Here is a 22,730-nt window from a genome sequence, read left to right on the forward strand (position 1 = left end):
TTTCGACGCCTCCTACTGGTGGACGGCGTAGCACTCGATTTTCTTTTTCTTCAGGGCGTTGCAGGCTTTCCAGGCGGCAGTCTTCGAGCCAAAACCGAACCGGGCGCGGTAGTAGGTGACGCCGTCCTTTTCGAAGGCGACGGTGAAGCCCACAGCATCGGCCAGGACCGAAGGCGCCTGTTTGCTCATCTCGTCCAGAAGAGCCTGGGCTTCGGACTGTTTTGGCGAAGAGGCGACCTGGACTGCCCAGCCGGACGGCACCGATGCCGTGTTGACGGGATCGACCGTTGCCGGTTCGGCATAGGCTGCTGCGACCCGTGCGGTCGCCACGTCGTCCGCCGTGGCCGCGGCCACTGTCTCGACCTTCCTGGTCTGAGAGACGGGCCTGGTCTCAACGACGGGGGTGGCTTCTTCAACGACGGGCTCGGTTTCCTCGACAAGGGAGGCAATGGCATCGGCGTCCGGGGCATCGTCGTCCGGGGCATCGCCGTCCGGCCTGCTGTCCGGCGTCGGCGCGTCGCGCTTGGGCAGGAATACTTTCGCCAGAGCGGTGATCGGGTTGCCACCACTGGCCTTGGCGATCAGCATGCCGCTGCCGCGCGACGACGCCTTCGGCAGGTAGGTTTTGATCAATGCGGCCATCTGGTTGTCGCGGCTGCCGCCGGATTTCCCGCCTATGACCACCGCAACGATGCGGCGATCGCCGTCGTCGACCGAGGAGACGAGATTGTAGCCGGAGGCGCGGGTGTAGCCAGTCTTGATGCCGTCGACGCCCTTGATGCGTCCAAGCAGGCGGTTGTGGCCGTTGATGCGCCTGCGGCCGTAGAGAAAGGAACGCTGCGAGAAATAGCTGTAATACTGGGGAAAATGCTCCCGCAGCGCGATGCCGAGCACCGCCATGTCGCGCGCGGTGGTGAATTGACCGGGATTTGGCAAGCCGTGGGCGTTGCGGAAAACGGTCCCCTTCATGCCCAGTGCCCGCGCCTTGGCTGTCATCATGTGGGCGAAATTGGCTTCATTGCCGCCGAGAAGTTCGCCTAGCGCGGTTGCAGAGTCGTTTGCCGACTTGGTCACCATCGACAGGATCGCGGTCTCGACCGTGATCGCGCCGCCTCGTCTGACGCCGAGTTTGGTCGGCGGTTCGGCAGCAGCATTGGCCGAGAAGACGACCCGGGAGTTCTTGCTGATCTTGCCGTTCGCCATGGCCTCGAAGGCCAGGTAAAGCGTCATCATCTTGGTGAGCGAGGCGGGATAGCGTCGGCCATCGGCATTCGAAGAGTAAAGCACCTCGCCGGTCTTGGCGTCGATGACGATGGCCGCCGACCTCGCCGCCATGGACGAAGCAGCGTCGGCAACGACGAATGTCATCGCCAAAGCGAGGATCATGATCGTTTTCAAAGAGGACGCGGATTTGGAGAGAATGCCCGACAACGCCTGACGCACCGATGGTTCCTTTGAATTTTTGTTGCGGTGGAGGCGGCAAAGGGGTCCTGCCTCACTTCAAGCCAAGCTATCGCAGCCAGCGTTACCAATCCGTTTATGGTAACCGCGGCGTTCACCATTTTCTTCGAGCTTGAGCTTTTCTTTATTCGAATTTTAGCACTACCCAATGGTTGCGCCGATTTGCTGGCCGGATGGCTGGGGCCGCACCCGGTGAAACCCGCACTCGGTGAAACCTTGACTTTTGTGCAGTGCACAATATATTACCTGCATTGCACAACGCGGCCCGGGACAAGGCCGCGCCCACCGCTCAAGGACAACTGTCAAGGGATTGCGTGAATGACCCAGACCTATGAGGATTTCAGCAAGTACGGCAAGGAGTTTGCCGACACCGGCTTGAAGAGCTTCGCATCCCTTTCCAAGGGTGCGCAGGCTATCGCCACCGAGGCGGGCGAGTACACCAAGAAAAGCTTCGAGGCCGGCAGCGCAGCAGCCGAGAAACTTTTGTCGGCCAAGTCGCTGGAGAAAGCGATCGAGATCCAGTCCGATTTTGCCAGGCAGTCGTACGAAGCCTTCGTCACCGAAGCCACCAAGTTCAGTGATCTCTATGCCGAACTCGCCAAGGAAGCCTACAAGCCATTCGAATCAATGGTCGCAAAGGCGAAATAATCTCGCTATAAGATGTGAGCACGGCCCTTGGGCCTGCAAGACGGACCCGGTCGCGAACGTGCGGCCGGGTTTTTTCATGGGAATTTTTCGGCTCCGGCACTAAGCGTCAGATTTTCACCACTAGGTGTGTCCTGCCCTGACAGACTCGCTGGCCCCTAAAGCGCGTCTGAAGGGATCATGCGACGCGCTCCAGGTTCGTTGTCATATGCATGTCGTTCGTTAGCTGACGCATTCACGATAAACCGTAAGTGCTCCACGCCTGTCGGATCGTGCCGATGCCCTCGATTTTGAAATCAGGGGCTCTGCTGCCTTCACGATTTCGAAAAATCGGTCAAGTTTGGCCACCTAGCCATATTGTCAGCTAAACAGAAGGGCTTAAAATCATTCATCGAACACCTACATGTCGAACTCGCATGGGGATTCGAAAAGGCAGGGTTACGTGACTACAGGTTTGACTGCCACAACAGATGTGGTGCGGATGCAAAACGGCAGCGACGGCAACGAAACCGGTCGCGGCACGGCTGTCATCACGCGCACCAAAACCAAGACCAAGAAGCCTAGCCTTTATCGGGTCCTCATTCTCAACGACGACTACACACCCATGGAATTCGTGGTTCACGTGCTGGAGCGTTTTTTCCAGAAGGACCGTGAAGCCGCCACACGCATCATGCTACATGTTCACAATCATGGAGTGGGCGAGTGCGGGGTCTATACATTCGAGGTGGCCGAGACCAAAGTGTCTCAGGTCATGGATTTCGCCCGACAGAATCAGCATCCGCTGCAATGCGTGATGGAGAAGAAGTGAGGTAACATGCCGGCTTTCTCCCAAGGCCTGGAAAAGGCGCTTCACCAGGCGCTGACGCTCGCCAATGAGCGGCACCACGAATACGCAACCCTTGAACATTTGCTGCTCGCGCTCATCGACGACACCGAGGCGGCCGCGGTCATGCGCGCCTGCAACGTCGATCTTGACGAGTTGAAGCATACGGTTCTCACCTACATCGACACCGAGCTCGATAATCTCGTTACCGGCTATGACGAGGATTCCAAGCCGACGGCCGGTTTCCAGCGCGTCATCCAGCGCGCGGTGATCCATGTGCAGTCGTCCGGCCGCGAGGAGGTCTCCGGCGCCAACGTGCTCGTTGCCATCTTCGCCGAGCGCGAGAGCCATGCCGCCTATTTTCTGCAAGAACAGCAGATGACCCGCTACGACGCGGTCAACTACATTTCGCATGGCATCGCCAAGCGGCCCGGCGCATCCGAGACGCGGTCGCCGCGCGGCGCCGATGACGAGCAGGGCCAGAGCGGCGCCGAGCCGCAAGAGGACGGCGGCAAGAAAAAGCAGCAGCAGGACGCGCTGACCGCCTATTGCGTCAATCTGAACAACAAGGCCAAGGCCGGCAAGATCGATCCGCTGATCGGGCGCGAGTCCGAGATCAACCGCACCATCCAGGTGCTGTGCCGCCGTTCCAAGAACAATCCGCTCTATGTCGGCGACCCCGGCGTCGGCAAGACGGCGATCGCCGAAGGCCTCGCCAAGCGCATCGTCGAGGGCGACGTGCCGGAAGTGCTGCATAACGCCACCATCTTCGCGCTCGACATGGGAACATTGCTGGCCGGCACCCGCTATCGCGGCGATTTCGAGGAGCGGCTGAAGCAGGTCGTCAAGGAGCTCGAGGATTATCCGGGCGCGGTTCTGTTCATCGACGAGATCCATACCGTGATCGGGGCAGGGGCGACGTCTGGCGGCGCCATGGATGCGTCGAACCTGTTGAAGCCGGCGCTGTCGTCCGGAACGATCCGCTGCATCGGCTCGACCACCTACAAGGAGTTCCGCCAGTTCTTCGAGAAAGACCGCGCCTTGGTGCGGCGCTTCCAGAAGATCGACGTCAACGAACCTACCATCGAGGACGCCATCGAGATCATGAAGGGTCTCAAGCCGTATTTCGAGGAGTTCCACAAGGTTCGCTACACGTCTGAGGCGATCAAGGCTTCGGTTGAACTGTCGGCGCGCTACATCAACGACCGCAAGCTGCCGGACAAGGCGATCGACGTGATCGACGAGACCGGCGCCTCGCAAATGCTGGTGCCGGAGGCCAAGCGCAAGAAGACCATCGGCATCAAGGAGATCGAAGCGACGATCGCCACCATCGCTCGCATTCCGCCGAAGACGGTTTCCGCCGACGACGAGAAGGTGCTGGCCGGTCTCGATGTCGAGCTGAAGCGCGTCGTTTACGGTCAGGACACCGCGATCACGGCTTTGACCTCGGCGATCAAGCTGGCGCGGGCCGGCCTGCGCGAACCGGAGAAGCCGATCGGCTCCTACCTGTTCTCGGGGCCGACCGGCGTCGGCAAGACCGAAGTGGCAAAGCAGCTCGCCGCCTCGCTCGGTGTCGAACTGATCCGCTTCGACATGTCCGAATATATGGAACGCCACACCGTCTCACGGCTGATCGGCGCGCCTCCCGGCTATGTCGGCTTCGACCAGGGCGGCTTGTTGACCGACGGCGTCGACCAGCATCCGCATTGCGTGCTGTTGCTGGACGAGGTCGAGAAGGCGCATCCGGATCTGTTCAACATCCTGTTGCAGGTCATGGACCATGGCAAGCTGACCGACCACAACGGCAAGCAGATCGACTTCCGCAATGTCATCCTGATCATGACCACGAATGCGGGCGCCTCGGATGCGCAGCGCGCGGCGATCGGTTTCGGCTCGACCAAGCGCGAAGGCGACGATGTCGAGGCGATCAACCGGCTGTTCACGCCGGAGTTCCGCAACCGTCTCGATGCGATCATCCCGTTCGGCTCGCTGCCGGTGCCGGTCATTCACCAGGTGGTGCAGAAGTTCGTCATGCAGCTCGAGGCCCAGCTCTCCGAGCGTGGCGTCACCTTCGACCTGTCGCAGGAGGCGATCGCTTGGCTGGCCGAGAAGGGCTATGACGAGCGCATGGGAGCACGGCCGCTCGGCCGCGTCATCCAGGAGCACATCAAGAAGCCGCTGGCCGACGAGGTGCTGTTCGGCAAGCTCAAGAAGGGCGGCACGGTGCGTGTCACCGTCGAGAAGAAAGAGACTGGCGAAACCGGGCTGAAGCTTGAGTCGCTCGCCGACGAGGCGCCGGTCAGGCCGAAGAAGGAAGAACCGGACGACACGCCAAAACCCAAGAAAGCTGCCGGCAAGAAGCCCGCCGCGAAAAAGGCGATCGCGCAGAAGCCGGAGCCCAAGGGCAAGGATGGCAGCAAGCGCAGCCTGGTGCCGCAACTGCCCCGCAAGGGATGATGGCCTAAAAGCTAAAAAAGCCCCGGAAACGGGGCTTTTTTCTGCGGATGAAGAGCTGGTGGGTGGCCGAACGCGCGCGACGCCCGGCGTCAGTTTGCCAGCGCCGTCCGTATCTTGCCGGCGTTCTCAGCCAACACTTCTGGCTTCTCCATCTGCCCGCTATGCGGCTTCAAAGGGATGCCCTCGAAGCGTGGAATGACATGGACATGGAGGTGGTAGACGGTCTGGCCCGAAGCGGGCTCGTTGAACTGCAGGATGGTGACGCCATCGGCGCCGAAGGCCTTCTTCACCGCCACCGCTACCTTCTGCACGATAGCGAAGAGTGGTCCGAATGTCGCCGGATCCGCGTCAAGCAGGTTGCGCGACGGCGCCTTCGGCACAACCAGCGTATGACCCGGCCCTTGCGGCATCACATCCATGAAGGCGACAACCGCGTCATCTTCATAGACGCGATGCGACGGGATTTCACCGCGCAGGATTTTCGCGAAGATATTATTGCTGTCGTAGGTGGTTTCGGCCATGGCGTGGGCTCCGGATTGTGCCTTGCTCTACCGCATCCACCCGACAACCGGAATCGATTTTCGGAAAGTACGATGCGGAGGTTCGAAGTGTAAATGCATGTCGCGCGCTCTAATCGTCGGGCAGATCCTTGCGGAACGGGGTGTGCTCTTGGAGATAGCCGGCCATCCGCTCCACCTCGCGGCGCTCGCGCCTGAGATAGTCGGCGACCGCATTGCGCAAGCCGGGATGCGCGATGTAATGCGCCGAATGCATGGTCACCGGCCTGTAGCCGCGCGCCCGCTTGTGCTCGCCTTGCGCGCCGGCTTCGACCACCTTCAGCTTACGGTAGATGGCGAAGTCGATCGCCTGGTGATAGCAGACCTCGAAATGCAGGAAGGGGTGGTCCTCGATGCAGCCCCAGTTGCGCCCATAGAGCGCATCGGAACCGATGAAATTGATAGCGCCGGCAATGTAGCGTCCATTGCGCTTGGCCATCACCAGCAGGATGTCGTCGGCCATGCGCTCGCCGATCATCGAGAAAAACTCGCGGCTGAGATAGGGCCGGCCCCATTTCCTGCTGCCGGTATCCATGTAGAAGGCAAAGAAGTCGTCCCAGACCCTTTCGGTCAGGTCCTTGCCGGTCAGCCAGTCGATCGAGATGCCGTGAGCGAGCGCCTCGCGGCGCTCCTTCTTCATCGCCTTGCGCTTGCGCGATGCCAGAATGGCGAGAAAATCGTCGTAGGTCGAATAACCCTCATTGAAGAAGTGGAACTGCTGGTCGGTGCGGTGCAGGAAGCCCGCCGCTTCCAGCGCCTCGACATCCCTCAGCTGCGCGAAAGTCACGTGCGCGGAGGATACGCCGAGCTTTTCCGTCACCGCCTTAAGGCCGGCTGCCAAGCCGGCCTTAACGGCGCGACTGTCCTCGCCCTTGTTGACCAACAGGCGAGGGCCGGTGACCGGCGTGAACGGCACGGCGCATTGCAGTTTTGGATAGTAACGCCCGCCGGCGCGCTCGAACGCGTCCGACCAGCCGTGATCGAAAACATATTCGCCCTGGCTGTGCGATTTCAGGTAGCAGGGAATGGCACCGAGGAGCTTTCCCTGTGCTGTCTCGAGCCTGAGATGATGGCCCTGCCAGCCGGTGCGCCGCACGGCGCAGCCGGAATCCTCAAGCGCACTCAAAAAGGCGAAGGAAACGAGCGGGTTGTAGCCGTTTTCTATATCGCCGCGTGCGGTCCCGCCGAGGCCATCCCATTCAGCGCAGGTGAAGGCGCCGATGCCGGAGGCAACCCGGATCGCATACGCTCCATTCGCCGTTTGCCCGTCGCCTTCATCGCCTTGATCCATGAGGCCTATTTAAGGTCCGTGCCGGTTCATGCAAGCTCGGTTCAAGCGACCTGCATAAGATCCGGCTCAAATCCTTCGAACGTCATCTGGTCGGCATATCTGAAGGTCAGGTCGACCGCCGGTTGGTCGAGCACGGTCCAGGTGATGACCGGCATTTTGAGCCTTTTGCGCACAAAACTGACAAACCGGTTCGGCAGGTCGCCTGCGGCGTAGGAGGTGAAGGCGATGTCGTGCGCCAGCATGGCGAAATGCGCCTCGATCAGCTTGACTTCGTTGCCATAAGCGGTCAGCCCGCCCGGAATGCCGGGCGCGTGTTTCGGGAAATCGCGGATCAGCCAGTGGTCGAACGACATGATCGCCGCCTTGCCCTTGTAGTTTTTGAGCATCTTGCCGACGCTTTCCACCAAGTCTTCGTCACGGCCCGGAACCCCTTTCAGCTCGACGACCACCGGCACGCGACCATCGACCAGGTCGAGGGCCTGCTGCAGCGTCGGCAGATGATCTGATGTGCCGCCGATCTTGAGGGCCGTCATTTCTGCTGCCGTGCGCTGCCAGACGAAACCATCCTGGCCGGTCAGCCGCTTCAGATCGCCATCGTGGATGATCACCGGAACGCGGTCTGACGACAGATGCACATCGCATTCGATCGCATAGCCGCGTTCAGCCGCAGCGGCAAAGGCGGAAAGCGTGTTCTCCCAGCGCGTCTTGTTCATGTCGTGGAGGCCGCGATGGGCAATGGGTCGGGCGGTCAGCCAGGAAAGGTCGGTCATGCTAGGCTCATTCGACTTCGAAGATGGCTTCGATTTCCACTGCGGCATTAAGCGGCAGGGAGGCGGCACCGACGGCGGCGCGGGCATGCTTGCCGGGATCGCCGAGCACTGCAACCAGAAAATCCGAGGCGCCGTTGGCAACCAGGTGCTGTTCGACAAAATCCGGCGCCGAGGCGACGAAGACGGTGATCTTCACCACGCGGCAGATTTTCTCGAGATCGCCAAGTGCTGCCTTGGCCTGCGCCAATATGTTGATCGCGCAGTATTTTGCCGCTTCCTTGCCGGCTGCGGTGTCGACATCACGGCCGAGCAGCCCGCTCGCCTGCAGCTTGCCCTGCTTGAGCGGCAGCTGTCCGGCGATGAACAGCAGATTGCCTGACCTGCAATAGGGCACGTAATTGGCGGCGGGCGCGGCGGCGACGGGAAGCCTCACGTCGAGATCGCTTAGCCGCTTTTCGATTGTCTCATTCATGGTATTTCCCTATTGCTAGATGAGGCTGCGCAGGCCGGGCCGAAATTGCAATTTTTGCCTCGCTTCCGCCACGACTTTTTTTAAGCTGAACCCTCTTTCCATGCGACCTGCCAACAGGGCGCGATGATCGGAGCCCCTCATGCGCGCAACACGCCTCGCATTCCACGCTGTCCTGCTGCCAGCAGTGTTCTCGATGGCGCCGGCTTTTGCCGTACCGGCGCTGCAGGCGCATCGCGCGGTTTATGATCTGACCCTGGACAAGGCCTCTGACCGCTCGGGCATCACCGGCATTTCCGGCCGCATGGTCTATGAGTTCAATGGCTCGCCTTGCGAAGGCTATACGGTGAAGTTCCGTTTCGTCACCCAGATCGTCACCAACGAGAATACAAGGCTGACCGACCAGCAGACGACCACTTTCGAGGACGCCGAAGGCAAGACCTTCTCGTTCGTGACAAAATCCTTCGTCGACCAGACTCTCGACAAGGAGGTCAAGGGCACCGCGACGAAGGAGACAAACGGCCTCAAGGTCGATATCGACAAGCCGGAGAAGAGCAGCGTCGAACTGCCGGCCACCCAGTTTCCGACACAGCATCTGGTCGAACTGATCGACAAGGCCGAAAAGGGCGAAAATTTCTACGAAACCAACCTATTCGACGGTTCGGAAGATGCCAACAAGGTGATGACCACCACCGTCGTCGTCGGCAAGAAATCCGATGCCGACAAGGCCGATCCGGAAGTGCCGGCACTGGCAAAACTCGCCAGCGACAAATACTGGCCAGTCGACATCGCCTATTTCGACAGCACCGACAAGTCAGGCGAGGAGGTGCCGGAATACCGGATCAGCTTCAAGTTGCATGAGAACGGCATCACGCGCGACCTCCTCATGGACTACAACGACTTCTCGATGACCGGCAAGCTGGTCAATCTTTCGCTGTTCGATCAGACGAAACCCTGTCCGTCGAAATAGAGCGCCAGGTTAGCCACGCCCGCAAGGCGGCGGTGAATGACTTGAACACGCCGCAATTGCATTTCAACCTCTACGCCGAGCGATCGATCGGGGGGTGGGTTGAGCAAAATCGACGTGTTCGTGGCGCCGACGCCCAATCCGGCGCTGATCAGGATCATGACTGTCGTCAACCGGGTCGTCATGCTGCGTGGCATTCCCGTGTTTCGCGATCTGTTGCCGTTCAACCGCGTGGCCGGATTGCGTGGTGTCGCCAATGTCCGCCATATCGACTTTCCCGACGACGACCGGCAACGGCTGAAGGCCTGTTGCGGCGCAGGCAAGGCGACGTTCATCACGCCCAACCATCCGGAATTCTTTACCGACTGGATGATCGACAAGGAGATCGTCTCACGGGTCAGTCCTCTCGCGGCATCCTGGGCCACGCATGGCGTCGTCAACGGCCTCGGCCGGATCATGCAGAAATTCTGGCTGGCCAACAATCTGATCGCCCAGATACCCGGCAACAGCGGTGCTGCCAAGGAACACTCGATCGCCTGGGCGCTGAAAGGGCATGGTGTTCTCTTGCATCCCGAAGGCGGCGTCGGCTGGCATGCCAATGTCGTCGGTCCGCTTCTTCCGGGGGCAGTCGAGATGGGGTTCGAAGCGCTCAAACGCGGTCGCGCCACAGATCAGGATTTCGAAGTCTGGATCGCGCCGGTTGTCTGGAAGCTCGCCTTCACCAAAAATGTCGAGCCGGCGCTGGCACAGGAATGCGCCTATGTCGAGAAAAGCCTGAAGATCGAACGCCGTGCCGCCGATACGCTGCCGGAGCGCGTCCACCATATCTATGCGACGCTGCTGTCGCGCGATGAGATTGCCTGCGGCATGGCGCCCGACGAGCGGGCTTCGAACGCCGCGCGTCAGAAGCAATTGCTGCTCGAGCTGAGCCGGCGTCTGGGGGAGGGTGTGTCGGTCGATCCCGGCGCCAGCGAGATCGCCGAGCTTTTGCGCCGGTCGCGCCGCTGGCTGCGGGAAGGCACCGGCGATCCCGAGCGACAAAAACAGATCCGCTTGCTGGCGGACACGATCCAGCGTCTCCAACGCGTCGGACCGTGGGCCTCAGCCAATCCGCGCATCACGGAAGAGGAGATCGCAGAGCATCTGAAGCGCATTCGTAACGACTATTGCCAGGGCACGCTGCGCGACACGGTCAATCGCTTCGTGCCGCAACCGGCCGGGCCGCGCTGCGCGCATATCCGGGTGCCGGAGCCGTTGGGATTGCACGCCTATCCTGGCTCGGTCGACGATGCGCTCGCCGAACTGCGCAGCCGCATGCAGGCGGCTGTCACCACGACAGTGACGGAACTCGAAGCCGCCGGCGGCTTCATTTTCTATCCGAATCCCTTCTATCATCCCTAACATTGGTATCGCTAGCATTGGCATTGCGAGCATTGGATCTCGGCTCCAGGTGAGCTGCGGCTCCGCTGGTCGGCGCAGATGAAGGAGTGCGGCAAGCCTCATGGCGGTCTATGTCGACGCGGCGATCTGGAAATGGGTCGGCCACCGCTGGTGTCACCTGCTGGCCGACGATACCGATGAGCTGCATCGTTTTGCAGCACAGCTTGGCATCAAGCGCTCATCCTATCAGGGGCCGCCGAAGACATCGGCGCCGCATTATGACATAACCGGCTTCGAGCGCGACCGTGCGGTGCGGCTGGGCGCCGTCGAATGCAGCCGCGAGGAGATCGTTGCTGTTTTTCGGCGGGTCCGCGTGCCGAAGGGGAAGATACGACCATGACGTTGACGGCATTTCTGGCTTATTGCGCCGCGATCACATTTGCCGCCGCCACGCCTGGCCCGGCGATGTTCACGGTCATCGCCAGTGGCGTCTCGCGCGGGTTCGTTCGCGCTTTCCTGGCTGGGCTCGGCATCGCCGCTGGCGACGCGGTGCTGGTGACTTTGGCGCTGCTCGGTCTCGTGGCACTGGCACACACCTTCGAATGGGTTTTTCTCATCCTGAAATATGCAGGTGCTGCCTATCTGATGTTTCTTGGCATCAGGATGTGGCGATCGGCTTCCGCGCGATCAGATGGACTGCAGGCAACGCAGGCAAGACTGTCTCGATCTTTTTTCCTCGGCATCTCCATCGCGCTGGGCAACCCGAAGGCGATCCTGTTCCACGCCTCCATCATGCCATTGATCCTCGATCTCAACACGATGAGCTTCGCCGAGGGGCTGCTCGTGGTTGCGGTCGTGATCGGCGTCAACATGATCACCATGGGCGTCTATGCGGCGCTTGCCGGGCAGGCTTCGAGCTGGTTCAAGACGCCAAGGCGGATGCGCTTGATGAACAGGTTTGCCGGCGGCGCCATGATCGGCACCGGTGCGCTGATCGCCGCACGTTGAGCCGCAGGACACCGCAGCGCTTGCGTTTGCCGCGCAACCCTTCTATATGCGCGCTCATTCCACACACGGACTTTGGTGTCTGCCCGGGAGAAATCCGGCTGAAACCTCCGGTGGCGTTCGAGGACAAAGTCCAGAAATGCCTGTGTCCGTGGAGGCTAACCGGAAAAGGAAATAAGAATGGCTCTGCCTGATTTCAGCATGCGCCAGCTTTTGGAAGCTGGCATTCACTTCGGCCACCAGACCCACCGCTGGAACCCGAAGATGGCGCCCTATATCTATGGCGCCCGCAACAACATCCACATCATCGACCTCTCGCAGACGGTGCCGCTGCTGAACCAGGCGCTGAAGCAGGTTTCCGACACCGTCGCCAAGGGTGGCCGCGTGCTGTTCGTCGGCACCAAGCGCCAGGCGTCCGATATCGTTGCCGACGCCGCACAGCGCTCGGCCCAGTACTATGTCAACTCCCGCTGGCTCGGCGGCATGATGACCAACTGGAAGACGATCTCGAACTCCATCCAGCGCTTGCGCAAGCTTGACGAGATGCTGGCTGGCGAGGCCCAGGGGCTCACCAAGAAGGAGCGCCTTAACCTCGACCGCGAGCGCGAGAAGCTCGACAAGGCGCTGGGCGGCATCAAGGACATGGGCTCGACGCCTGACCTGATGTTCGTGATCGACACCAACAAGGAAGCGATCGCCATCCTCGAGGCCAAGCGTCTCGGCATCCCGGTCGTCGCCATCATCGATTCCAACTGCGACCCGGACAAGATCGATTTCCCGATTCCGGGCAATGACGACGCGGCCCGCGCCATCCAGCTCTATTGCGATCTGATCGCCAAGGCTGCAATCGACGGCATCGCTCGCCAGCAGGGCGCGCTTGGCGTCGACGTCGGCGCGTTGGCCGAGGCTCCGATCGAGCCGGCACTCGAGCCGACGCCGACCGCCGAGACACCGGCCGCCCAGACACCGGAAGCGTAACAGCGAAGGCCGGTTTCGGCCTTCATCTTTCTCATATTTTGGCGCGCAAAGCGCTGGCGCCAGGCGCATCATCGAGGACCGGTGGTGCGTCGGTGCATTTTAAACAAAGAGGCGACAATGAGCATTTCGGCTGCACAGGTCAAAGAACTCCGCGACTTGACAGGCGCGGGCATGATGGACTGCAAGATGGCGTTGAACGAGACCAACGGCAACATGGAAGAGGCCGTCGACTGGCTGCGCAAGAAGGGCATCTCCAAGGCAGACAAGAAGGCCGGCCGTACCGCGGCCGAAGGCCTCATCGGCGTCGATTCCGGCGTGCGTGAGGCGGCGGTCGTCGAGGTCAATTCCGAGACCGACTTCGTTGCCCGCAACGCTGCCTTCCAGGAGATCGTCGCCAACGTCGCCAAGGTGGCGCTCGCCTATGGCGGCAAGACCGAGGCCGTCGCAGCCGCACCGTACCCGGGTTCCGACAAGTCGGTTGCCGACACCATCAAGGACGCTGTCGGCACCATTGGTGAGAATCTTGGCTTCCGCCGTTCGGCCAAGCTCACCGTCGAGCACGGCGCCGTCGCAACCTACGTCCACAATGCGGTTGCCGACGGCCTTGGCAAGCTCGGCGTGCTGGTCGCCATCGAGACATCTGGCAACGCGCAGGCCGCCAACGCCTTTGCGCGTCAGGTCGCCATGCATGTCGCCGCCACCAACCCGATGGCGCTGACCACGGAAGAACTCGATCCGGCCGCGGTCGAGCGCGAGAAGGCGATCTTCGCCGACCAGGCGCGCCAGTCCGGCAAGCCGGAAGCGATTATCGAGAAGATGGTCGAGGGCCGCCTGCGCAAGTTCTACGAAGAGGTCGTGCTGCTCAAGCAGGCTTTCGTGCTCAACCCCGACATCACCGTCGAGAAGGCGCTGCAGGATGCCGAGAAGGAAATCGGCGCACCGGCCAAGATCACGGCCTATCTGCGCTTCGCGCTCGGCGAGGGCATCGAAAAGGACGAGACCGATTTTGCGGCGGACGTCGCGGCGGCGGTCAAGAAGTAAAACGCACTCTATCTTTCTGAAAAGACTTTACGGCCGGGTGTCCGCGTGGATGCCCGGCCGATTTCTTGCGCGTATCGATGAAGGCCAGGCTTCGAGGACAGGCCGGCTGGCTATCTGCTCACGCCCGGATCTGCTCATGTCCGAATCTGCTCGTGCAGTTGCATTTGCCGGTGTAAGCCAATGACTGGAAGCGCGTTTACCGGTTCCGGCGCCGCGTGACATCGCGGCGCCCTTCGTGTATCGGAACGCCAATGTTTCGGGGCAGCGCCTGCGCGGGGAAGCCGCCCCGGGCGCGTCACACGCATATTGATGAGGACCAGATGACGGTGAAGCCCCTCTACCGACGTGTCTTGCTGAAAGCGTCGGGCGAAGCGCTGATGGGTGAGCAGCATTTCGGCATCGACGTATCGGTGGTCGATCGCATCGCCGCCGACATCGCCGAGGCACGTACCCTTGGCATCGAGGTCGGGGTCGTCATCGGCGGCGGCAACATCTTTCGCGGGGTGGCCGTTGCCTCCAAGGGCGGAGATCGCGTCACCGGCGACCACATGGGCATGCTCGCCACCGTCATCAATTCGCTGGCGCTGCGCACCTCGCTGAACAAGATCGGCGTCGACGCGGTGGTGCTGTCTGCAATCGCCATGCCTGAGCTTTGCGAAAGCTTTTCGCAGCGCCAGGCGACCGCCTATATGAACCAGGGCAAGGTCGTCATCTTTGCCGGCGGCACCGGCAATCCGTTCTTCACCACTGATTCGGCCGCGGCGCTGCGCGCGGCGGAAATCGGCGCCGACGCGCTGTTCAAGGGCACTCAGGTCGACGGCGTCTATTCCGCCGATCCCAAGAAGGACCCGAATGCGACCCGCTTCGAGCGCATCAGCCATGGCGAAGTCATAAAACGCGGTCTTTCGATCATGGATACGGCCGCGATTGCACTTGCGCGCGAAAACAACATCCCGATAATCGTCTATTCGATCCACGAGAAGGGTGGTTTCGGTGATATTCTGAGGGGCGGCGGCCGTTGCACGGTCGTCACGGACGATTGATCGGGAGCCCGATCCCGAACCGAAGGTTTTCCGTAGGCGAAAAACGGGAACCGGTTTTCGGATCGAGGCTTGAATACGGGTTACCCTGAAGTGAATCCGGCTAACGGGTCGAGGAGACGATGATGAGTGGCGAATACGATGATCTCAAACGGCGCATGGACGGGGCGATCGCCGCGTTCAAGCACGATCTAGCTTCGCTGCGGACCGGCCGCGCTTCGAGCAACCTGCTCGACGCGATCCAGGTGCAGGCCTATGGCACCACGATGCCGATCAACCAGGTGGCAAACGTGTCGGTGCCGGAGCCGCGCATGATTTCGGTTTCGGTCTGGGACAAGTCGATGGTCGGTGCGGTCGATCGCGCCATCCGCGAATCCAATCTCGGCTTCAATCCGATCGTCGACGGTACCAATCTGAGAATTCCGCTGCCCGAGCTCAACGAACAGCGCCGCAAGGAGCTGGTCAAGATCTCGCATGGTTATGCCGAGAATGCGCGCATCGCCGTGCGCCACGTGCGCCGGGACGGCATGGAGTTTCTCAAAAAGGCGGAAAAGGACGGCGATATCAGCGAGGACGATCATCGCAAGCGGTCCGACCAGGTCCAAACGCTCACCGACGAGATGATCGGCACCATCGACCATCTGCTTTCCGATAAGGAAGCTGAAATCATGCAGGTTTAGGGTCTGGCCACTGCTGGCTCGAAAGCGAGAATATGACAAGCCCCGCGCATGTCGCGATCATCATGGACGGAAACGGACGCTGGGCCAAGGCGCGTGGCTTGCCACGGCTTGCTGGGCATCGTGCCGGCGTCGAGGCGCTGCGCAACACGGTGCGCGCCGCTCCTGGCCTTGGCATCTCGTTCCTGACCGTCTACGCCTTCTCGTCGGAGAACTGGTCGCGGCCGAAGTCCGAAGTCAGCGACCTGATGGGCCTGTTGAAAATCTTCATCCGCCGCGATCTCGCCGAATTGCACCAGAACGGCGTGCGGGTCAGGATCATCGGCGACAGGGCAGGGCTGCAGCCTGACATCAGGACCCTGCTTGAAGAGGCCGAAACGCTGACCGTCCGCAACGACGCGCTGACCCTGGTCATCGCTTTCAACTATGGCGGACGCGACGAGATCGTGCGCACTGCGCGCAAGCTTGCCGCGGCGGTGGCGCGCGGCGAGCTCGACAGCGAGGCGATCACCGCCGAATCCTTTGCCGGCTCTCTCGACACCCAGGGTATTCCGGATCCGGAACTGGTCATCCGCACCAGCGGCGAGCTCAGGCTGTCGAATTTCCTTCTGTGGCAAGCGGCTTACAGCGAGCTTGTCTTCCTGCCTTGCTACTGGCCCGATTTCAGCCGCGAGCATTTGGCTGACGCGTTGCGCAACTTTGCCGGTCGCGAGCGCCGTTTCGGCGGGCTTGGCGCTGAAGACGTCGCCGTGACAGCCAAAGGATGAGCAACCTCCAGCTTCGCGTTATTTCTGCCGTCGTGCTTGCGGTCGTCACGCTCGGCCTGACCTGGCTCGGCGGACTGCCCTTCCGACTGCTTTGCGCCGCCATAACGGTCCTGATCTTCTACGAATGGACGCGAATGTGCCGTCCGGTCGCCGCCACGGGTCTTGGTCTTCTGCCGGAAGCGCTGCTTCTGATTTTCGTCGGCGCCTTGGTCGCCGGCCTGCCGGCGTCCTGGCTGCTGCTTCTTGTGGCGGTGATGGTCGTTGTCACCGTGGTCGTGGCTTCGATGCGCCAGACTTCGATGCGCCAGCCTTCGACGGGCCAGCCTTCGATGCATCAAACGGGACAGTGGGACGCGTCCGGCCTTGCCTATGCCGCCATTTCCGGCCTGTCACTTGCCCTTTTGCGTGACGGCGACCATCCCGGCCTCGTCGCCATTCTCTTCCTGTTCGCGGTGGTTTGGGCGACCGACATAGCAGCCTATTTCGTCGGCCGCGCTGTCGGCGGTCCGAAGCTGGCGCCGTCGATCTCGCCAGGCAAGACGCAGAGCGGGGCACTCGGCGGCGCCGTCGGCGGCGTGGTTGCCGGGTTGCTTCTGGCCGCCGCGGCCGGAGCCGGCAATCTCGCAGCACTCGGCGTCGTCGCGCTGGTGCTTTCGCTCGTGTCCCAGGCTGGCGACCTTTTCGAATCATGGGTGAAGCGGCGCCACAACCGCAAGGATTCGGGCACGCTGATACCGGGCCATGGCGGCGTCATGGACCGGGTCGACGGGCTTGTCGCGGCGGCGTTCGCCCTGTACGTCATCGGCTGGATTTCGGCGACCGCCGACCATCCGGCACAGGGGCTGTTTCCAGCTTGATCGGCATTGATTCCGGGCCTGGTTTCTTGACCTGCGCAGGATGCGCCATGGATTCGCCTGTATTGATGCCACAGTCGCAGTACCACCGTGCTGCGGACGAATTTGAGGACATGAGTTGAACGAGATTCTTCACGCGGTTTTCAGCACGGAAGGCTTTGTCCTCGGCACGCTGGTGCCTTTCCTGTTCGTGCTGACCGTAGTCGTGTTCGTCCACGAGATGGGCCATTATCTCGTCGGACGCTGGTGCGGCATCGGCGTGAAAGTCTTTTCGATCGGCTTCGGCCCGGAACTCTTCGGCTTTAATGACAGCCATGGCACGCGCTGGAAACTCTGCGCCATACCACTCGGCGGCTACGTCAAATTCGTCGGCGACATGAACGCCACCTCGAGCCAGCCCAGCTCGGAGGAGATCGAAACGCTGACGGCTGCCGAACGCAAGGTCGCTTTTCACACGCAGCCGGTCTGGAAGCGCGCGGCAACTGTGGTGGCCGGCCCGCTGTTCAATTTTCTGCTGACGATCGCCGTCTTTGCGGTGCTGTTTGCCGCCTATGGCCGCCCCGTGCTGGAGCCAATGGTGGCTGAAGTCACCGCGGGCAGCCCAGCGGCCAGGGCCGGCATCCTGCCTGGCGACCGATTCGTCAGCGTCGACGGCAGCAAGGTCCAGACCTTCGCCGACGTCCAGCGCCGGGTCTCGGGCCGCGGCGGCGACCCCATCACCTTCGTCATGCTGCGCGACGGCAAGGAGATCACCGTTACGGCGACGCCGGAAATGATGGAGCAGCAAGACGGGCTGGGCAACAAGGTCAAGGTGGCCGTGATCGGCGTCGTCAACAACCAGGAATTCGGCCAGCCCAGGCTGATCACTTACAACCCGGTCGGAGCGGTAGGGGCGGCGGTCGAGGAGACGGGATACATCATTCAGCGCACCGGTCAGTTCCTGCAGCGTTTTGTTGTCGGTCGCGAAGACAAATGCCAGCTGGGCGGCCCGATCAAGATCGCAAAAATGTCGGGCCAGGCGGCAAAACTCGGCTTCGACTGGCTTGTGCAACTTGTTGCCCTGTTGTCGGTCGGGATCGGTATTCTGAACCTTTTGCCGATTCCCCCGCTCGACGGCGGCCATCTTCTGTTCTACGGCGTGGAGGCCGTCATTCGGCGGCCGGTGTCGGAACGGATGATGGAGATGGGCTACAGGGCTGGCCTGCTTCTCGTCTTGGCCTTTATGGGCTTCGTTTTCTGGAATGACCTGTTTGGATGCTGAAATCATGAAGAAATTTGGCTTCGGCACCGCCAATGTTGAGACGCCGTTTACCATGCGTGGGGATATGCGTGACGCGAAAGCCACGCACTTGGGTTAAGTAAATACAAATTAACCAGGAGCCTTGCGTGTAGGGGAAATCCGGTTAATACGGTAGGGGAAATTACCGCACGTCCGGTTTTCTCGCCGTGGGGACTTCGAGAAAAGGTACAAAAGCCCGATGAAGGCAGCATCCAAGTTTTTGAGCGCCGCGTCCGCGGTGGCACTGTCCGCCGCTCTGGTCGTACCAGGTGCGCTCGCGGTGCAGTTCGTTGCCACATCGGCGGCCGAGGCCGCTGTTGTTTCAAGAGTTGAAGTCAGCGGCAATCAGCGTGTCGACGCCGACACGATCCGCAACTACGTTACGATCAAGCCCGGCCAGGCCTTTTCCAGCTCCGATATCGACGATGCGGTCAAGGCGCTGTTCGGCACAGGGCTGTTCTCTGACGTCCAGATCAACCAGGTGGGTTCGACGTTGGTCATCAAGGTTTCCGAATATCAGGTCGTGAACCAGGTGCTGTTCCAGGGCAACAAGAAGCTCAAGGACAACGCCCTTGCGGCCGCGGTCCAGTTGAAGCCGCGTGGAACGTTCTCGCAGCAGGCGCTCGATGCCGATGTCGAGGCGGTCAAGGCCGCCTACAGGCGTATCGGCCGCGACGACGCCGCCGTGACCACCCAGATCATGGATCTCGGCGACAACCGCGTGAACGTGGTGTTCAACATCAATGAAGGCGGCCGCACGCAGATCGCCGCGATCAATTTCGTCGGCAACAGCGCCTATTCGAGCCGTCGCCTGTCCGACGTCATTTCTACCAAGCGCTCGTCCATCCTTTCGTTCGTGCTGCGCGACGACGTCTATGACGAAGACAAGCTGCGCGCCGACCAGGAGTTGCTGCGCCGCTTCTACTACAATCACGGCTATGCCGACTTCCAGGTGATTTCCGCGGTCGGCGAACTCGACGAAACCACCAATAAATATACGGTGACCATCACCGTGCAGGAGGGCGACCGCTACACCTTCGGCGATGTCAGCGTCGAGAGCACGATCCCCGAGGTCGACCCCGCATCGCTGCAATCAGTGGTCGAAACCCACAAGGGCGATGTCTACAACGCCGAGAACGTCGAAGACACAATCATCGCATTGACCGAGAGGGTCGCCGGTTCCGGCTATCCCTTCGCCCAGGTGACGCCGCGCGGCGACCGCAATTTCGAGAACCACACCATTTCAGTTGTCTATACGATCGACCAGGGCACCAAGGCCTATGTCGAGCGCATCGAAATTCGCGGCAACGACCGGACACGCGACTATGTCATTCGGCGCGAATTCGACGTGAGCGAGGGCGATGCCTTCAACCAGGTTCTCATCCAGCGCGCGAAGAAGCGGCTGGAAGCGCTCGATTATTTTGAAAAAGTCGAGGTTTCCACCGTGCCCGGCTCGGAGCCAGACCAGGTGGTGCTCGTGGTCGACGTGGTCGAAAAATCGACCGGCGAGTTCTCGATTGGCGCCGGCTATTCGACCGGCGGCGACACATCAGGCCCATCCATCGAAGGATCGATCACCGAGCGCAACTTCCTCGGACGCGGCCAGTTCATCAAGCTATCGGCGGGCGGCGGCAAGAATTCACGTGACTACAGCTTCTCCTTCACCGAGCCCTATTTCCTCGGGCGGCGTATCGCTGCCGGTTTCGATGTCTTCAACCGGACTAGGGAATACGACGACTACCAGAGCGAGACGATAGGCGCGACAGTGCGCTTCGGCCTGCCAATCACCGACGACATCTCGACGCAACTGGCATATAATATCTCGCAGGAGAAGTATGAGCTCGACGATGGCTGCGATCCCAACGCCGGGTGCGACGTCTCTACGGCTATCCTAAACGGCATTGAGGAAAGCCCGTGGCTCAAGTCGTCGGTCAGTCTCGGCCTGGTCTACAACACCATCGATGACATGAAGAGCCCGCATGAAGGCATTTTCGCCAATGTCACCACGGAATTCGCCGGCCTCGGCGGCGATGCCAAATTCGTCAAGGTGACAGCGCGTGGCACCGTTTACCAGACATTGTCTGAGCAGCTTGATCTGGTTGGTTTGATTTCGGGTGGAGCGGGCCATATCCAGGGCTACGGCAGCGACGACGACCTGCGCATCTTCGACCATTTCCAGAGCAGCGACCGTATGATCCGCGGCTTCGCCTATGGCGGCATCGGTCCTGTCGACGACCAGGGCTTTGACGACCATCTCGGTGGCACCACCTATTTCAACGCCTCGGCGGAAGCCCAGTTTCCGATGCCGGTGATTCCGGAGAGCTTCGGCCTGCGCGGCGCGGTCTTTGCCGATGCGGCGACACTTTATGGCAACGATGTGGCGGGTGTCGATCCATCGACAACCGGGATGGAGTGGCGCGCCTCGGTCGGTCTCGGCATGATGTGGGCGTCGCCCTTTGGCCCGATCCGCATCGACTATGCGATCCCGGTCCTCAAGGAGGACACTGACGAGGTGCAGGAATTCAACTTCGGCATATCGAGCCGCTTCTAATCGGCGGGCAACGATACTTCCAGGCCGTAGGGGTCTGGAAGAGAGTAATTCGACACTGCGGCGCCGCGCGTCCTCTTGAACGCGCAAAGGACGCTGTAGGACTTTGATTTTGCGCATGATCCTTTCCGAAAATCGATTCTGATTTTCGGGGTCATGCGCTAGCTGGATATAGCTTCTGGAATGACCGATCCGGTGTTCTTCGCGCCATCACGCCGGTATACGGCTGGCGAAGTCGCGAATCTGACCGGCTCGGTGCTTGTCGATTCCGGCCTCTCCGATGTATCGATCGAAGCCTTGGCGCCGGCAAGTGAAGGCGGCGAGCATACACTTGTCTTCGTCGATGGCAGACGCAACTTCGCGCTGATGCAATCGCTGCGAGCAGCGGCGGTTCTATGCCCCGCTGAATTTGCCGGCAAGGCGCCGGCGGGCATTGCGGTTCTGGTCCATCCGCGCCCGCAACAGGCTTTCGCGATGGTCGGACGCCTTCTGTTCCCGGCGGCTGCGACACCGGCGCCGATGACCGGCGAAACCGGTATCTCGCCGCATGCCCATATCGATCCATCGGCGCGTGTCGAGGCCGGCGCGATCGTCGAGGCCGGCGCGATCATCGGCCCCCGCGCCTCTATCGGCAGCGGAACCGTTATTGCTCCTCATGCCGTTATCGGTCCCTCCTGCCAGTTCGGCCGCGACGGCTATGTCGGCCCAGGCGCCAGCATCCAGTACGCGCTGATCGGCAACCGCGTCATCATCCATGGCGGCGCCCGCATCGGCCAGGACGGTTTTGGCTTCGTGGCCGGCGCCAAGGGCCCGGAGCGCGTGCCGCAAATCGGCCGGGTCGTTATCCAGGACGACGTCGAGATCGGCTCGAACACGACGGTGGATCGTGGCGCCATGTCCGACACGATTATCGGTCAAGGCACCAAGATCGACAATCTGGTGCAGATCGCTCATAACGTCCGGATCGGCCGCAATTGCATAATCGCCGGCCTTTCGGGTATTTCCGGTTCCGTAACGGTGGGCGACAACGTCACCATGGGTGGCGGTGTCGGTCTTGCGGATCACCTGACCGTAGGGACAGGGGCCAAGCTTGCTGCAAGAAGCGGGTTCATGAGCAACGTCCCCGCGGGCGAGATTTGGGGAGGGTACCCGGCGCAGCCGATGGCGGAAGCCATGCGGGAGATCGCGGCTCTGCGAAGACTGGCCAGGGCGCGCAAATCGGGCGACGGAGGGAAGAGCTGAGATGGTTGCGGCGACGCTCGAGGCGGTCGACATATTGGGGCTGATGAAGCTCCTGCCGCATCGCTATCCGTTCCTGATGATCGACCGCATCATCGATATCGATGGCGACGAGTCCGCTATCGGCATCAAGAACGTGACCATAAACGAGCCGCATTTCCAAGGTCATTTCCCGGATCAGCCGGTCATGCCCGGCGTGCTGATCGTCGAGGCGATGGCGCAGACGGCAGGCGCCATCTGCATCCGCAGCCTCGGTACCGAAAGAAATCCTGGCACCGAAAAACCGTCGCTGGTCTATTTCCTGACCATCGACAATGCGAAATTCCGTAAACCGGTCGTTCCCGGCGACCAGTTGAAGATCCATGTGAAGAAAATCAAGAAACGCGGCAACCTTCTCAAATTCGCCTGCGAGGCTCTGGTCGACGGCGCCAAGGCCGCGGAAGCCGAGATCTCGGCGATGATGGTTACGAGCGACTGACGAT

At 61.2% G+C, this 22,730-nt stretch carries 22 protein-coding genes; 17 read left to right on the forward strand and 5 right to left on the reverse strand.

Annotation, left to right across the window (positions count from 1 at the left end; translation table 11 throughout):
- Nucleotides 1-12: 12 nt before the first annotated feature.
- The gene (locus NMG70_RS18995; RefSeq protein ID WP_254025959.1) at nucleotides 13-1,443 is read right to left on the reverse strand and encodes a D-alanyl-D-alanine carboxypeptidase; all 1,431 of its coding nucleotides are present in this window, start codon (nucleotides 1,441-1,443) and stop codon (nucleotides 13-15) included.
- A gap of 336 nt (nucleotides 1,444-1,779) precedes the next feature.
- On the opposite strand from NMG70_RS18995, the gene NMG70_RS19000 reads away from it, so the two are divergent.
- The 3 genes from NMG70_RS19000 (at nucleotide 1,780) to clpA (ending at nucleotide 5,386) form a co-directional block, all read left to right on the forward strand.
- Nucleotides 1,780-2,109, forward strand: a complete 330-nt coding sequence (locus tag NMG70_RS19000) for a phasin family protein (RefSeq protein ID WP_254025960.1) — start codon at nucleotides 1,780-1,782, stop codon at nucleotides 2,107-2,109.
- Nucleotides 2,110-2,587: 478 nt separating this feature from the next.
- Nucleotides 2,588-2,914, forward strand: coding sequence for an ATP-dependent Clp protease adapter ClpS (clpS, locus tag NMG70_RS19005; protein ID WP_023801212.1), 327 nt, complete (start codon nucleotides 2,588-2,590; stop codon nucleotides 2,912-2,914).
- A gap of 6 nt (nucleotides 2,915-2,920) precedes the next feature.
- On the forward strand, nucleotides 2,921-5,386 hold the full coding sequence (gene clpA / locus NMG70_RS19010; protein ID WP_254020128.1) for an ATP-dependent Clp protease ATP-binding subunit ClpA: 2,466 nt from the start codon (nucleotides 2,921-2,923) through the stop codon (nucleotides 5,384-5,386).
- 89 nt (nucleotides 5,387-5,475) lie between these two features.
- Here clpA and NMG70_RS19015 read toward each other — a convergent pair whose 3' ends face one another.
- The 4 genes from NMG70_RS19015 to NMG70_RS19030 all read right to left on the reverse strand — a co-directional run bounded on the left by NMG70_RS19015 (nucleotide 5,476) and on the right by NMG70_RS19030 (nucleotide 8,476).
- Nucleotides 5,476-5,907 carry an HIT family protein gene (locus NMG70_RS19015; protein WP_254025961.1) on the reverse strand — a complete coding sequence of 144 codons (432 nt, stop codon included), beginning with the start codon at nucleotides 5,905-5,907 and terminating at the stop codon, nucleotides 5,476-5,478.
- 109 nt (nucleotides 5,908-6,016) lie between these two features.
- Nucleotides 6,017-7,234, reverse strand: coding sequence for a GNAT family N-acetyltransferase (locus NMG70_RS19020; RefSeq protein WP_254025962.1), 1,218 nt, complete (start codon nucleotides 7,232-7,234; stop codon nucleotides 6,017-6,019).
- A 41-nt stretch (nucleotides 7,235-7,275) separates the two neighbouring features.
- A complete protein-coding gene (locus NMG70_RS19025) occupies nucleotides 7,276-8,004 on the reverse strand; it encodes a glycerophosphodiester phosphodiesterase (RefSeq protein ID WP_254025963.1) in 729 nt (242 codons plus the stop codon).
- A 7-nt stretch (nucleotides 8,005-8,011) separates the two neighbouring features.
- Nucleotides 8,012-8,476: a RidA family protein gene (locus tag NMG70_RS19030; RefSeq protein WP_254025964.1), complete on the reverse strand. Its 465-nt coding sequence runs from the start codon at nucleotides 8,474-8,476 to the stop codon at nucleotides 8,012-8,014.
- Nucleotides 8,477-8,615: 139 nt separating this feature from the next.
- Here NMG70_RS19030 and NMG70_RS19035 point away from each other — a divergent pair, with 139 nt between their 5' ends.
- The 14 genes from NMG70_RS19035 (at nucleotide 8,616) to fabZ (ending at nucleotide 22,726) form a co-directional block, all read left to right on the forward strand.
- Nucleotides 8,616-9,443, forward strand: a complete 828-nt coding sequence (locus NMG70_RS19035) for a cell envelope integrity EipB family protein (RefSeq protein WP_254025965.1) — start codon at nucleotides 8,616-8,618, stop codon at nucleotides 9,441-9,443.
- A 99-nt stretch (nucleotides 9,444-9,542) separates the two neighbouring features.
- Nucleotides 9,543-10,841: a lysophospholipid acyltransferase family protein gene (locus NMG70_RS19040; protein ID WP_254025966.1), complete on the forward strand. Its 1,299-nt coding sequence runs from the start codon at nucleotides 9,543-9,545 to the stop codon at nucleotides 10,839-10,841.
- A gap of 100 nt (nucleotides 10,842-10,941) precedes the next feature.
- Entirely contained in the window at nucleotides 10,942-11,220 is a 279-nt protein-coding gene (locus tag NMG70_RS19045) for a DUF4031 domain-containing protein (protein ID WP_254020121.1), read from the forward strand.
- A complete protein-coding gene (locus tag NMG70_RS19050) occupies nucleotides 11,217-11,828 on the forward strand; it encodes a LysE family translocator (RefSeq protein WP_254025967.1) in 612 nt (203 codons plus the stop codon). The genes NMG70_RS19045 and NMG70_RS19050 overlap by 4 nt, the downstream gene beginning before the upstream one ends.
- A gap of 177 nt (nucleotides 11,829-12,005) precedes the next feature.
- Nucleotides 12,006-12,803, forward strand: coding sequence for a 30S ribosomal protein S2 (rpsB, locus tag NMG70_RS19055; protein ID WP_254025968.1), 798 nt, complete (start codon nucleotides 12,006-12,008; stop codon nucleotides 12,801-12,803).
- A 117-nt stretch (nucleotides 12,804-12,920) separates the two neighbouring features.
- Nucleotides 12,921-13,844 (forward strand): translation elongation factor Ts, encoded by a 924-nt coding sequence (gene tsf / locus NMG70_RS19060; RefSeq protein ID WP_254025969.1) that lies wholly within the window; start codon nucleotides 12,921-12,923, stop codon nucleotides 13,842-13,844.
- Nucleotides 13,845-14,164: 320 nt separating this feature from the next.
- Nucleotides 14,165-14,887, forward strand: a complete 723-nt coding sequence (gene pyrH, locus NMG70_RS19065) for a UMP kinase (RefSeq protein WP_254020117.1) — start codon at nucleotides 14,165-14,167, stop codon at nucleotides 14,885-14,887.
- A 122-nt stretch (nucleotides 14,888-15,009) separates the two neighbouring features.
- Nucleotides 15,010-15,564, forward strand: coding sequence for a ribosome recycling factor (frr, locus tag NMG70_RS19070; protein WP_254025970.1), 555 nt, complete (start codon nucleotides 15,010-15,012; stop codon nucleotides 15,562-15,564).
- 32 nt (nucleotides 15,565-15,596) lie between these two features.
- Nucleotides 15,597-16,328, forward strand: a complete 732-nt coding sequence (locus tag NMG70_RS19075; RefSeq protein ID WP_254025971.1) for an isoprenyl transferase — start codon at nucleotides 15,597-15,599, stop codon at nucleotides 16,326-16,328.
- Nucleotides 16,325-17,185 (forward strand): phosphatidate cytidylyltransferase, encoded by an 861-nt coding sequence (locus NMG70_RS19080; RefSeq protein WP_254025972.1) that lies wholly within the window; start codon nucleotides 16,325-16,327, stop codon nucleotides 17,183-17,185. Before NMG70_RS19075 ends, NMG70_RS19080 begins: the two co-directional genes overlap by 4 nt.
- A 115-nt stretch (nucleotides 17,186-17,300) precedes the next feature.
- Complete coding sequence (gene rseP, locus NMG70_RS19085; RefSeq protein ID WP_254025973.1) at nucleotides 17,301-18,443, forward strand: RIP metalloprotease RseP; 1,143 nt, start codon at nucleotides 17,301-17,303, stop codon at nucleotides 18,441-18,443.
- Between the two features lie 217 nt (nucleotides 18,444-18,660).
- Nucleotides 18,661-21,012 (forward strand): outer membrane protein assembly factor BamA, encoded by a 2,352-nt coding sequence (gene bamA, locus NMG70_RS19090; RefSeq protein ID WP_254025974.1) that lies wholly within the window; start codon nucleotides 18,661-18,663, stop codon nucleotides 21,010-21,012.
- 180 nt (nucleotides 21,013-21,192) lie between these two features.
- Nucleotides 21,193-22,251, forward strand: coding sequence for a UDP-3-O-(3-hydroxymyristoyl)glucosamine N-acyltransferase (gene lpxD, locus NMG70_RS19095; RefSeq protein WP_254025975.1), 1,059 nt, complete (start codon nucleotides 21,193-21,195; stop codon nucleotides 22,249-22,251).
- 1 nt (nucleotide 22,252) lies between these two features.
- Complete coding sequence (gene fabZ, locus NMG70_RS19100; protein WP_254025976.1) at nucleotides 22,253-22,726, forward strand: 3-hydroxyacyl-ACP dehydratase FabZ; 474 nt, start codon at nucleotides 22,253-22,255, stop codon at nucleotides 22,724-22,726.
- Nucleotides 22,727-22,730 lie beyond the last annotated feature (4 nt).

Source organism: Mesorhizobium ventifaucium, from assembly GCF_935822925.1.
GTDB lineage: Bacteria > Pseudomonadota > Alphaproteobacteria > Rhizobiales > Rhizobiaceae > Mesorhizobium > Mesorhizobium ventifaucium.